The organism is Mucilaginibacter sp. P4_E8, from assembly GCF_056401495.1.
Genome location: NZ_JBFUJG010000129.1, coordinates 1 through 13,718 on the forward strand (window position 1 = coordinate 1; position 13,718 = coordinate 13,718).

A 13,718-nucleotide genomic window follows, 5' to 3' on the forward strand; every position below is an offset into this window, starting at 1 on the left:
GGATATTGTAAACTGGTCAAGCGCAATTAAGTACTGGGAAGATAATGCTCAGGTTACAAATAAAAATTATGAATGCCTGGAGTTAGGGTCAAGTAAAGGAGGAATGTCCCTGTGGCTTGCGTTAAATGGTAACAATGTGTTATGTACAGATCTTAACGGACCTGAAGCTGATGCCCATCGTATACATGAAAAATATAGATGTACCCCCAGAATTACCTATGCCGCTATGGACGCTACCAATATTCCGTATGAAAACCATTTTGATGTGGTTATATTTAAGTCGATAGTAGGGGGCATTAGTAGCGGTAACCAACAGAACAAAGCAAAAACGCTGAATGAAATCCATAAAGCGCTTAAGCCGGGAGGGAAGTTGCTGTTCGCGGAAAATTTGGAAGCTACTTTTTTACACMAGATATTGAGGAGAAATTTTGGGACAAAAGGCTGGAATTATTTAACGTTCGACGAGATAAATGATGTGTTTTCATCTTATAATAAAGTGCATTACAAAACCACTGGTTTTTTTGGGTGCATGGGCAGAAACGAATGGCAACGTAACTTTTTAGGAAACATAGATAACATGCTTAGCTGGGCCATCCCCAACAAAAGCAAGTACATAGTAATAGGCGTAGCCGAAAAATAATTATTGAATTATTGCCTGCAAGTCAGTATTTCAATCTTAACCTCAATAATTCGCGAATTCAATAATTCAAAATTAAAACGGATAACCGATAGCCAGGTTAAACACAGCATACCGCGAATTAAAACCCCAGCGTTGCCCTTCAGGTAAGTATGGTGTACGGAGCGGATAACCCATATCGGTACGCAACACCAATACAGATAAGTCAAAGCGTAAGCCAAAACCGGCATCAACAGCCAGGTTATTCACAAAGGTTTTATTAAAAGCAGACCCCGGCCTGCTGCCGGTATGCAACAGCCAAATATTACCAGCATCTACAAATAAAGCACCACGCACTATACTGAACAGTTTTGGCCGGTATTCCACATTCGCTTCAATTTTTATATCACCTGACTCATCCGGAAGAAAATCGCCTGATTGGATAAGCGCTCTCGGATCATACGACCCGGGACCTAATGAGCGCGCCTGGAAACCGCGTAAACTGTTTGGTCCGCCTATGAAAAACTGCTGGCTGTAGGGTAACTGGGTAGAGTTACCATAAGGGAGGCCAACACCTACAATCAGCCTGCTGGCAAAAGTGCTGTTGGGCCCGGTTTTATGAAAATACCTGATCTCGTTTTCCAGTTTCACATACTGGTTAAATATAGCTCCAAAAAGCTTACGTACTTTACCTCCTGTGGTATCGGCACCGGTAATTAAACCGTAAATATTGTTTGACAGGCTTACTTTACCATTATAATATATGCTATTGGTACGGTAATCTTCGGTAGTATTGGTAAAAGTATAACCGTAGCTCGGGCCTAAAGTGAATTGCTTATCAATAACATGCTGCAAAGCAGGATTTCGCGGTGTGCCGGGAGGCTTGTTTTTGTTGTTTATGCTATCCAGATAAAGTTGTGATACACTTTGCGGATTAACAAAAGTTACGTTCAATATGTTAAGCTCATGTGTTCGGTGCACATTCTCCTTCCACTGGTAGCCAAACGACGCATTAAATGAATTTAGCGTGTACAGTTTCTGACGGTTAACCAGCGTATATCCTAATGTCAGGTTGGTATGCGGTATATAGGCATTATCGGCTTTGGGATAAATAGGGCTGATAAATCGTGGCCACGAAAGCGTTGTGGTTATACCAGCCTGGTATACGTTAAAGCCATTGTTATCACCACCCACTTGTACATCGGTACTACCAAATAAGGTCACCTTTAAAGCCTCCCCGCCTTTAAATGCGTTGCGGTTAAGCCAGTTAATGTTTATCTGCGAGCCCGTATAATTTGCCGATGTGGTACGACCCAGTATTTCCAGCTGTAATGATTTCTTTTTGTAAGGCGTTAAAAAGTAAAACACATTTAGTTTTGATGAATCGGTTGATACATCCTCAAACCTGTTCTTTACAAATTTGTAAGGCCCCAGGTTAACAAAGCGGTTTAAAGAGTTGTTATGTTCTGTGCGATTATATACCCCGCCTGGTCGCATTAAAACCGTGTTGGCAAAAATATAGCTGTTTACGGTCTTTCTTTTTTCTATGATGTTATACCAGCGGTATTTCTGTGCCTTATCCAGGTTAAGGGAAGTATCGCGCAGGGAGTAGCTGGGGTACACATAAATATTATCAATGGTATATATGTTTTTGGCCTTGTCGGCTGTGCTTCTTTTAACAGCCACAAAAATATCAACATGGTGATCGGCTACGCTGCTGTCAACCCGCATGATCAGGTTTTCGGGGGCAAAATAATAATAGCCTTCTTCCTTTAAGTGTGCATCAATCCGCAGTCGCTCATTTTTAATTACGTCCAGATTGTAATTATCTCCGGGTTTTAAGAAGGTTTTGGCAGCAGTCCCGGCAACGGCGGTATCAATGTTTTCTTTCCCTTGCGGAAACATCACCTTCCTTATTTTATACCCTGGTCCGGTTACGGCTGTATACACAGCCTTGGCTGTTTTTTTCTTGCCTACTGTATCGCCCGTAACCTGTGCCTGGAAGTAACTTTTGTTTTGCAGCCTGTTTTGCAGTATGCCACTGTTTTTTTCCAGATCCACAGAACTTACCAAAACAGGAGGCTCACCAAACTTGGTATTGAGCCAGTGTGCAAGGCCTTTTGTTTTTTTAGTACGTGTTTTATTATATATCCATAGTTTTACCCTTAAACCCAGTATGGAACCGTTGGGTTTAGGCCGCAGTAAAAGCTGCAGCTCATCGCTTAATGCGCTGGCATCACTCTTTTTGATATCCTTATCCTGAATTTTCACCTCGCCGCCGGTATACAGTTTCTGGCCGGGAGCCAGGTACTTGGTAGTACTGCAGGCACTCAGTAAAAAAACAGATAGTATTACTATATATCTTAAGTGTTTACTCATAAGCTTAATTTGTAGTAGGCGTTTGTTTTTTTTGCTCCGGCTCTTTTTGTTCTTCTGCTTTCACTGCATCATTTTGCGCTTTTGCTGCAGCATCATCCGCCGCTTTTTTCTTTTCTTTTTCCTGCTGCTGGTAGCGGCGTCGCAATTCCCGTTCTTCCTGTGTGCGCTTCCGGAATATTTCTTTAAAACGATTATAATCAACTGTTAGGGTAAATCCTAAACCGGTTTCAACGATCTGGCCCTGTATCACAATAAATTCATCGCGGCGATAGGCGCGCAGGGCATAGCGGCCATCTTTGCTTAGTTTATAGTTTACAGATACATCACCCGCAATATTGGCTGCTTTTTGCCCTGCCTGGTTGCCTTCCAGGTTAAAGTTATTGCCAACGCTCACGGTAAGCCTGTCGTTCAGGAAACGTTTGGATAAGCCCACATTCAGGTCCGTTCGGTTGGTTGCCGTACCTGATGAGTAATCCTCGCCCGAGGTAAGCCCAAAGTTCAGATCCACCCCGGCAATCAGGTTACCTGCCAGTCTGTTCAACTGGTCTGATAGCAGGCTGCTTACGCTGTTCCGTACCAATCCTTCGGCTGTGGTGCCTGCGCCCAGGCTTTGTAAGGGATTATCGCCAATAAAATGGCCAAGTACCAATACCCCAAGTACCTGTTTATTCATTTCATTAGGGTCCTGCCTAACCTGGGCCAGGCGGGTATTAACAGTATTGGTTACTTCGCTTGATACCGAGTAATTGCTATCAGGCAATACGATATCAAAGCTGATGTCGGGTGTAAGCAGCTGGTTTTTAAGGTTCAGGTTTACATTAAAGGGCAGCTTTTGCTTGTATTGAACCTGGTTTTCGCCTGTTAACTGATTTTCAACCAGGTCAATAGGTGGTACGTTGGCCACATAAATGGCGGTAAGGTCAATATTGGCGCTGGTAGGGTCGCCGGTCCAAACTATGGTACTGCCTTTTTTAAAGTTAAATTTACGTTTTACAGTAGCGTACGACAGATCATACGAGCCCGAATTTACCTCATAAGTCCCGGTCAGGTTAATTTTACCGCTTGGATCAATAGCGGCATTTAAACTTGCTTCACCTTTCAGGTGTACTATATCGCCATTGGCTTCGTCAATCACAATGGTAAAGGCCGCGTTTTTATCTACATTAATAGTTGCCGATACATCCATCCCTGTAACCTCTGATTTTTTCAGAGAATCAAGCCGTCTGGCCAAAAGGATCGAATCTAACTTAGGCGCATCTTTATTGATAAACACAACCACACCTTTACGGTCCTCCACACTTGGGTCGGTAGTGGGCAGCACTATTGTCAGATCGGTTTTTTCATTTACCGTCAAATTGGCATCCACTACGGGTTTGGTCATATTGCCACGTATTTTAACGCGGGTGTCCATAAACAGCTTGCCATAGTACAGTTTATTATCAGCCTGCGTTGAGTTGATCACCCTGAAATTCCTGGCATTGATATCCAGGCCAAATGCAAAGTCAGTATAGGTTTTGGTATAAACACTACCGCTCACAACGGCTTTGCTTCCGGTAGAATCAACCAGGGTAAAATCATTAAAGCGGATGCCTTCGTCATTAAAAGTGATGCTTTCCTGTGGCATCCGGAAGTAGGAGTTGAGCATGGCCACGTTAAAGCCAACTTTATTAAAATGAACATCGCCCCGTACCGCGGGCGCGTCGGTTGTACCCGTTATTTTTAACTGGCCTGTGATATTGCCCGATGAATTGCGCAGGCTGCCAAAGCTAAAGCCCTCAATACTCTTCATGCTCAGGTTAACAATGTTCAAATTCATATCAAACTTGCTTTCGGGGCTGGTATAATATAAGCCGTTCAGATCAACCTGGTTGCCCTTGCCTGTAATGCTCATGCTGGCGGCGTATGCGTTTTCGGTTTGGTTATTTACCTTGAGCGCTATGTTACCTACGGTATCACCCTTAAAACTAAAATCGTTCACGTTAATGGCCGCAGTAAATACCGGCGATTGCTGGAAATTGCTGATCTCCGCATTACCATTAATGGTACCGCCCACCAGCAGCGAGTCCTGTTGGGCTATTTTGGTAAGCGTTTCTATCCTGAAGTTGTTAAAGTTAACGGTAACAGGGGCGTTAAATTCCTGCGGATTGCTGTTAATACTGAGTACTTGGTTGCTGTTAGTAATGGTAAAGTTATGCGCCAGTATGCCTTTAGGGCCATATTGCAGCGAGTTATCTGCATTTACAGCCCATTTAGTGTAATCAAGCAGCAGGCCATCCTGCAAAAAGCTAAACTGGTATTGGTTTGGTAAAACACTGAATATACCTGCAAGCCGGTAGCGGTCTTTTTTGGCTTTATCACGTACCTGCAGGTTCACATTCAGCTTGTTGTTTTGGGCGCTGCCCGATAAACTGGTGTACAACAGATCTAAAGACGAACCTACTTTAACTTCGTCAACAGCAAAGTTGTAGTTCAAGGCATTGTTGCCCGTGTTAATAGCCAGCGTTACGTTATTCACTATGTTGGTGCCATAAACAACCTTTGGCATCGATCCGTTGACCACCAATTCTCCGGTTTGGCTGTTAAAGCTACCTTTCAGCAATACCGGGTCAAGCTGTTTCAGATCGGGGGCAAACTGGGTAAGCAGGGGTGTTTTAACCAACTTGGCGTCAAACACAAATTGCTGTGGTGAGTATTTGGGCTTTGTTATTGGCAATGTTGTCTTTGACTTTTGATTTTTAACTTTTGACTTTTGACTTTTTTCAGCTACCTGTTGGCCACCCGCTATGGCGGTGTTGAAATATTTGTTGATCACATCCTGCATGGCATCACCTATTTGGGTAAGCTTGTACTTGCCGGCCATGTGGGCTGTCATGATGGGTGTTTTTAAACGCAGGGTGCTGCTATCGGCATTGGCTGTCGATTTTAGGCTTACGGTATCCATCTGGATGCGTTGCCCTTTATTTATCACCAGCAGTTCGGTAGCCAGTATATCGGCGTTCAGGTAATCAGGATCAGCGGTTGGTACGTTGGCCACCATTTTTCCATGAAAACGCATGTCGTCCTTAACAAAATTCAGTTTTTGCAGGTTGATGCTATCAACCAGTAAAGTTCCATTAACCGATGGGTATTTTCTGTTGAGGTAAGCTTTGGCATCCAGACTAAAATTAATGTTAGGGTCTTTCATGCGGGCAATGGCTGTATAATTGCCATTGCTGGAGCTGCCTTTTAATACCAGATTTTGATAGGTATAGCCCTTTACATAAGCTTTGGCCAGGTTACCATTAAATTGGATGCTGGCTTTCTTCGGATCAAGGCTTACCCCTTTCAGGTCGGCGCTCATGGTTATTTTACCAACCATTTGCGGTTGCTTGGTTAATGCGCCCACATTAAGATCATTAGCTTTGATATTGGCAGTATAACGTTCGGCGCCTTTATGCTGTCCATTTTTCATTGATGCGACCAGGTCAACCGCGCCATAGCTGGAACGGAGCCCCATTTTGGTGTCAAAATTGGTCATGCCGCCCTTAAACGTGCCTTTCAGGTTCATCTTTTCAGGAATGCTTACATTGGGCGGAATGCTGCCGGCCGGGGCCAGTTTGGTAATATCGTTGCGGGTGGTTGTAAAATCGGCAATGTTGACATCAAAGTAAGCTTTGTTCACATCGGGCAAACCTTTCATTTTGGCTGATGCCTTAATATGTGTACTGCTCAGACCGGTAACCTCCAGGCTCGGGATATTGAGATTATTCACCTGCCCGCTAACTTTACCGTTTATTTTAAAAACCGTACCGGGCGAGCTTTTAAAAGGCTCCATGGTTGCCATAGTGGGCATCAGCAATAAAACATCTTTTAAACCTAAACGACTGCCATCTAAATTGGCATTAATGCCCAGTTCGCCGATATTTTTGGTGATGGCGTCGATTGACGGATACCTTACCTGTACTGATTTTTGCAGAATGGTTTGAGGGGTCTCCAGCAGCAGATCGTTCATGTAAGCGTTGGTTGGACCGTAAAAGAATGCTGTATGGAACTTGTTGATCTTTAAACCGCTTTTTTCATTAAAGGAAAAGGAATTTATTTTACCCGAAATGGTATCAGGGCTGTAGGAAATGTTTTCGGCTTCGGCGTTTAGGTTGCGCATATCCATGTGCCCAAAGTCAAGCCCTTTTGGTATGGCTTTTTGCGCTTCGTTATCAAACTTTATATGATCATTGGTAAAACTTACTTTACCCAAAGTAACTGCCCATTTTGATGTTTGCGGCGATGAAACCAGGGTATCGAGTTTCTTGATGGTTTTTACAACCGCTTTTTGCACGGTTTTGGGTTTGGTCAGGCTCAGGGCAGCTTTGGTATCATTCAGTTCGATGTTTTTAATGCCTACTTTTTGGTTTTTAAGATCAATCTTATCCATGTCAACCAAAAGCTTGTTCAGGTTAACATTGGCGCTCATTTCACTGCTTCGGTAATCAACCTTTATTTTTGATACATCAATAATCCCCAAATTAAGGTCCATGTTAAGGGGCTTGATGGCGGTGTCAACCGCGGCGGCCTGTGCAATTGACGAGCCTGCAGGGGTTTGAATAATACGCGCGTTAACATCAGACAGGGTGATCCTGGGTATGGTAAATTTCATTTTATCCATATCAAAATCCTTTATCCGGGTATCAAAGTGACCCAGTAAAAAACGCACATCATTGCCTGTGGTTACATCCTTATATTTGATATTGATCCGGTCGAGGTTGATCTTATCCAATGAGAACTTCATGGTTGATGTAGTATCCTCGGGCTTAACCTCTTTTTTTTGCTCACCAACAAAGGCGTTGATAATGTAGTCGAAGTTAAAAACACTGTCGGCCCCGCGGCTTACATTGGCGGTAATACCCTGCAGGTTAATTTCATTGATCTCAACCTTATTATGAAGCAGTTTAAACAGACTGATATCAACCTTTAATTTATCGCCTGCTATAAGTGTGTCTTTTTTCTGATCTTCAAAGTAAACATCCTGCAATATCAACAGTTTAGGCAGGCCCAGGCTAATGTGGCCAATTTGTACTTTAGTGTGAATTTTCCCCTCTAAAAAATTTACGGCTTTATTTTTAACGAAATTTTGCACAGCAGGAACCTGTATTAAAATAACTACAAGCAGCACCAGGAAAATGACACTTGTAATTATCCAGAGTATTGTTTTTAGGGCTATTCGTCCAAATTTTTTCAATTGTATAAATTTTTCAAAGGTGATGCTGTTTTTATATATAAACTATCAAATAGTATGCTAAATACCTATTTTGATGATCCCGGTTCAAGTTACACACAATCATCTAACCCCTCCGCCCATAGATGAAAAATTATTAAAGAGCATAGTTTTTCAACACTTGACCACCCGGACTTGTTTTTTGATAACTTTGTATTTCTACCAGATTTTTGTTGAAACGGATTTATTATGCCAGATTTTTCTCACTTACACGTACATACCCAGTTCTCATTACTTGACGGTGCCGCCGATATATCAAAACTGTATAAAAAGGCCGCCAAAGATGGGATGAAAGCGCTGGCCATAACCGATCACGGTAACATGTTCGGTGTGTTTAAGTTTGTTGCCGAAGCTGGAAAACACAACGTAAAACCCATTGTTGGCTGCGAGTTTTATGTGGTAGAAGACCGCCATAAAAAGCAGTTTACCAAAGAGAAAAAAGACTTACGCCGCCACCAGCTGATGCTGGCTAAAAATCCTGAAGGTTATAAAAACCTGGTTAAACTATGCTCTTTGGGGTATATGGAAGGGTTGTACAGCAAATGGCCACGTATTGATAAGGAACTGATATTAAAATACCATAAAGGGTTAATTGCCACCACCTGCTGCATAGGGGCATCGGTACCACAGGCGATATTAAGGGACACCCCTGAAGCTGCCGAGACAGAGTTTAAATGGTGGCTTGACCTGTTTGGCGAGGATTTTTATATTGAGCTGCAACGCCATGACATCCCCGATCAGAACATTGTAAATAAGGTGTTGCTTACCTATGCTAAAAAGTATAATGTAAAAGTAATTTGCTCCAATGATTCGCACTATGTAGATCAGCAGGATTCCAACGCGCATGATATTTTGCTGTGTGTTAATACCGGCGATATGCAGAGCACACCCATTGCTACCGATGAAGAAGGTGGTCGTGGTTATCGTTTTGGTTTCCCTAATGACCAGTTTTACTTTAAAACGCAGCAGGAAATGGGCAGCCTGTTTAATGACCTGCCCGAATCACTGGATAATACCAATGAGATAGTTGATAAGGTTGAGGTACTGAAACTTAAACGCGATATTTTATTGCCCAACTTTATTATCCCCGATGAGTTTAAGATACACAGCACACCCGATGCCGATACGCTTAACCAATGGGAGTATTTAAAACATTTAACATTTACCGGCGCTAAAGAGCGCTATATAGATATTTCGCCCGAGGTGGAGGAGCGCATTAACTTTGAGCTGTTCACCATACGTACCATGGGTTTTGCCGGCTACTTTTTAATTGTGGCCGACTTTATTAAGCACGGGCGCGATATCGGGGTATTTATTGGCCCGGGCCGTGGTTCGGCGGCGGGATCAGTAGTGGCCTATTGTACAGGGATCACTAACATCGACCCCATGAAGTACAACCTGCTGTTTGAGCGTTTCCTTAATCCGGATCGTAAATCAATGCCCGATATAGATACGGATTTTGATGATGCCGGCAGACAAAAGGTTATTGATTACGTGGTAGATAAATATGGCAAGAACCAGGTGGCGCAGATCATCACCTATGGCTCCATGGCTGCCCGTACCAGTATACAGGATGTGGGGCGGGTACTGGACATGCCGCTGTCTGAAATGAACGCCATTAAAAAGCTGGTGCCTGATACACTGGGTATTACCCTTCGTGAGGCTATTGAACAGGTACCCGAACTAAAGGATATAGTAAACGGCAATGACCTGCGCGGGCAGGTACTGCGTGAAGCCGAAAAGTTGGAAGGCTCGGTACGTAACACCGGTGTACATGCCGCGGGTATCATTATTGCCCCTTATGATTTGACGGACATTGTACCCGTTGCTACGGCGAAGGACTCTGACCTGCTGGTTACCCAATATGATGGCCGCGTTATTGAGGATGCCGGGGTTATCAAGATGGACTTTTTGGGTCTTAAAACTTTAACCATTCTTAAGGATGCGTTAAGGATGATCAAGCAGAACCACGGTATACACATTGATATTGATTATATACCGCTTGATGATAAGGAAACTTATGAGCTTTATCAAAGGGGCGATACCAACGGTACGTTCCAGTTTGAAAGTGATGGTATGCAAATGTACCTGCGCGAGCTTAAACCCGATAAGTTTGAGGATTTAATTGCCATGAACGCCCTGTACCGTCCGGGACCGATAGAATATATACCCAACTTTATTAATCGTAAACATGGCCGGGAACCTATAGTATTTGACCTGGCCGATATGGAGGAATACCTGGGGGAAACCTATGGTATTACGGTATACCAGGAGCAGGTGATGCTGCTGTCGCAAAAGCTGGCCGGTTTTAGTAAGGGTGATGCCGACGTGTTGCGTAAGGCCATGGGTAAAAAGCAAATTGAGGTGCTTAACAAAATGGAGGCCCAGTTTATGGATGGGGCAATAGCCAAAGGGCACCCCAAGGATAAGCTTACCAAAATATGGACCGACTGGAAGGCCTTTGCACAATATGCCTTCAATAAATCGCACTCCACCTGTTACGCCTTTGTGGCCTACCAAACCGCTTATTTAAAAGCGCATTTCCCATCAGAGTATATGGCCGCGGTTTTAAATAACCAGAACAACATGGAAAAGATCACCTTTTTTATGGAGGAATGCCGCAGGATGGGTGTTGAGGTTTTAGGCCCGGATATCAATGAGTCTGACATGGCATTTGCGGTGAACAGCAAAGCGCAGATCCGTTTTGGATTAACCGGGGTTAAAGGCGTGGGTGATAAAGCGGTTGAAAGTATTATTGAAGAGCGCGATGCAAAAGGGCCATATACTTCTGTTTATGATTTTGCCCGTCGTTCAAACACCCGCAGCGTAAACCGTAAATCGTACGAGAACCTGGTATATGGAGGTGCTTTTGATGAGTTTGGTATCAACAGGTCGCAGTTTTTTGCTAAAACAGACCTGGGTGTTTTAACCGGTGTAGAACGCCTGATAAAATATGCCAATGATTATCAGAATGTACAGAGCAGTTCGCAATCGTCATTATTTGGCGGATCGGTAGCTTCATACGTTCCTGAACCGGCTATGCCCGAAGCAGAGGAATGGCCATTAATTGAAAAATTGAAATACGAAAAAACGGTGATCGGTATATATCTAACCGGCCACCCGCTTGATAATTATAAAGTTGAACTCGAAAGGTTTTGCAACAGTACCATCAGCGATCTGAAACTGATGCAAAAAGCACGCTCGGGCGAAGGCGGTGAGGAAATTATGGGCGCGTTTAACGACCTCCGTAAACGAGGCGAGATCAGGATAGGCGGCCTGGTATCAAACGTGCAGCATAAAATGACCAAAACGGGTAAGCCCTTTGGTACCTTTGTGCTGGAAGATTACAATGAATCATACGAGTTTGCGATGTTTGGCGAGGATTATGTAAAATTCCGTAACCTGATGATGGATGGTTATTTCCTGCATCTTAAAGGTAATATCGAAGAAAAATTCCGTCAAAAGGATAACTGGGATCTGCGGATACAGGTAATGAGCCTGTTATCTGAAATGCGGGATAAGCTTACCAAATCATTAACCGTGTGTATAGATGTGCACATGCTTAATAGCAAATTGCTTGATGATATACAGCATGTAATTACTGAAAACAATCAAAAATACCCGGTACAAAACTGCAAGCTACGCTTCCAGATCAAAGACCGGGAAGAAGCGATGCTGGTGGAGCTGGCCTCCAAAAACTTTAGGGTTAATCCAAGTGATGATCTGATGGCGAATATTTTTAATTTAACCAATACACAGCCGGTGTTACATTAAAGGCTTGATAGAGTTGAGTATTTAGATTAAATTTGTTTATAAAGCTTATGTTTATGAGTACCGAAACAATAAGAGAGCGCTTACATGAATATATCCGTTTTGCCGACGATAAAAAGGTGGCGGCTATTTATACCATGGTAGAGAGTGAGATTGAAGAGGAACTTGACCTTTGGGAAGATAAAGACTTTTTAAATGAGTTAAATGATCGCCTAAAGGAATATGAAAACGGAAATGCAACAACTTTATCGTTGGAAGAATTTAAACAAAAAATCAGAAACAGATAATCTGTAATGCAATATACTATTAGATTGACGACCCCAAAAAGGTATTCTAAATAAACTCTCTTTGTTTTGTCCCTCAATAATCTCTTGGTTTTTATTGTTTGATTTTCTTAATTTTCTGACTGGATCATTCAAATGGTCAATAATGGTAAAATGTTAATAAATAGCTTAGTTAATGATATGGAATACTTTGCTTTTACCATCATATAGCGGGTTTACATTAATTAGCTTAAAATTAATTAATTAGTTGATTTTCAGTAAAGTAAGTCAATGTTAACCATAAAATATGTAAACCATGTAAACCCAATTCTCAGCTTTTGCCGAAATATTTTTAAAACTTTACTAAGAGATAGTTATGGTGGATGTTTAAATCTATATTAATATAATTGTCACATTGTCAGGTGTAACTTGTGGCAAGCTATTTGAATAGTATATATTTGTAATACAAAAATTAAAAAATAGAAATCATGGCTTTAGAAATAACTGATGCGAACTTTGACGAACTTGTGCTGAAATCAGACAAACCTGTACTTATTGACTTTTGGGCAGAATGGTGTGGTCCGTGTAGAATGGTAGGTCCTGTTGTTGAAGATATAGCAAAAGAATATGAAGGCAAAGCCGTTGTTGGTAAAGTTAATGTTGACAACAATCCTGGAATATCAATGAAATTCGGTATCCGTAATATCCCTGCTTTATTGTTCTTTAAAAACGGCGAAATTGTGGATAAACAAATTGGTGCTGTTCCAAAATCAGTATTAACTGATAAATTAGCTAAGCAATTAGTTTAATCAACAAGGCAAAATTAAGTTTATAAATAGCTTAATCCACCATATTTAAATTACTTGAAAAGCGTTACCTTATTTGGTGACGCTTTTTTTATGTCCTATATTAGCCTTATGCCCAAATTTAATGATGATCAGCAAATAAGGCAACTGGCCAACCTTGAGCTGCTTGCCCGCCAGGTGGTTGAAGGCTTTATAACCGGCTTGCATCAGAGCCCGTTTCATGGCTTTTCTGTAGAGTTTGCAGAGCACCGTTTGTACAATAACGGCGAATCGGTAAAAAATATAGACTGGAAGCTGCTGGCCCGTACCGATAAATTGTTTGTAAAGCAGTTTGAAGAGGAAACCAACCTGCGTTGTTATTTATTGCTGGATACTTCATCGTCAATGAATTTTCCTGAAAAGGGGTTGAATAAGCTGCAGTTCTCTACTTATGCTATAGCCTCATTGATGCACTTGTTTAAAAAACAGCGCGATGCCTTTGGTTTATGCCTTTTTTCGGATAAAATAGACTGGCTCAGCGCGGCAAAATCAACATCAACGCATTTATTCCATTTGTATGCCGAGCTCGAAAAAATGTACAGCAATCCCCGGATAAATACAGTTACCAACATAACAGATGTACTGCATCATAT

7 protein-coding genes are annotated in these 13,718 nt (G+C 42.3%); 5 read left to right on the forward strand and 2 right to left on the reverse strand.

The genetic code is table 11. The annotated features are described in order from the left end of the window. The coding region (locus AC1DRQ_RS25455; protein ID WP_477428024.1) for a class I SAM-dependent methyltransferase at positions 1–640 on the forward strand (640 nt) is incomplete at its 5' end. 72 nt (positions 641–712) lie between these two features. Here AC1DRQ_RS25455 and tamL read toward each other — a convergent pair. Both tamL and AC1DRQ_RS25465 read right to left on the reverse strand, forming a co-directional pair. Further along, complete coding sequence (tamL, locus tag AC1DRQ_RS25460; protein ID WP_477428026.1) at positions 713–2,995, reverse strand: translocation and assembly module lipoprotein TamL; 2,283 nt, start codon at positions 2,993–2,995, stop codon at positions 713–715. 4 nt (positions 2,996–2,999) lie between these two features. Next, positions 3,000–8,210, reverse strand: coding sequence for a translocation/assembly module TamB domain-containing protein (locus AC1DRQ_RS25465; protein ID WP_477428028.1), 5,211 nt, complete (start codon positions 8,208–8,210; stop codon positions 3,000–3,002). 225 nt (positions 8,211–8,435) lie between these two features. On the opposite strand from AC1DRQ_RS25465, the gene dnaE reads away from it, so the two are divergent. From dnaE to AC1DRQ_RS25485, 4 genes are all read left to right on the forward strand, one after another. After that, entirely contained in the window at positions 8,436–12,020 is a 3,585-nt protein-coding gene (gene dnaE, locus AC1DRQ_RS25470) for a DNA polymerase III subunit alpha (RefSeq protein ID WP_429394474.1), read from the forward strand. A 53-nt stretch (positions 12,021–12,073) separates the two neighbouring features. Then, entirely contained in the window at positions 12,074–12,304 is a 231-nt protein-coding gene (locus AC1DRQ_RS25475; protein ID WP_429394476.1) for a hypothetical protein, read from the forward strand. A 464-nt stretch (positions 12,305–12,768) separates the two neighbouring features. Further along, positions 12,769–13,089: a thioredoxin gene (trxA, locus tag AC1DRQ_RS25480; protein ID WP_429394478.1), complete on the forward strand. Its 321-nt coding sequence runs from the start codon at positions 12,769–12,771 to the stop codon at positions 13,087–13,089. Between the two features lie 108 nt (positions 13,090–13,197). Then, on the forward strand, positions 13,198–13,718 hold a 521-nt coding region (locus AC1DRQ_RS25485; protein ID WP_477428031.1), incomplete at its 3' end, for a DUF58 domain-containing protein.

Bases quoted from the DNA above. Each gene is read 5' to 3' on its own strand.
- tamL (WP_477428026.1), bottom strand. From the start codon at position 2,995: ATGAGTAAACACTTAAGATATATAGTAATACTATCTGTTTTTTTACTG.
- dnaE (WP_429394474.1), top strand. From the start codon at position 8,436: ATGCCAGATTTTTCTCACTTACACGTACATACCCAGTTCTCATTACTT.
- AC1DRQ_RS25475 (WP_429394476.1), top strand. From the start codon at position 12,074: ATGAGTACCGAAACAATAAGAGAGCGCTTACATGAATATATCCGTTTT.
- trxA (WP_429394478.1), top strand. From the start codon at position 12,769: ATGGCTTTAGAAATAACTGATGCGAACTTTGACGAACTTGTGCTGAAA.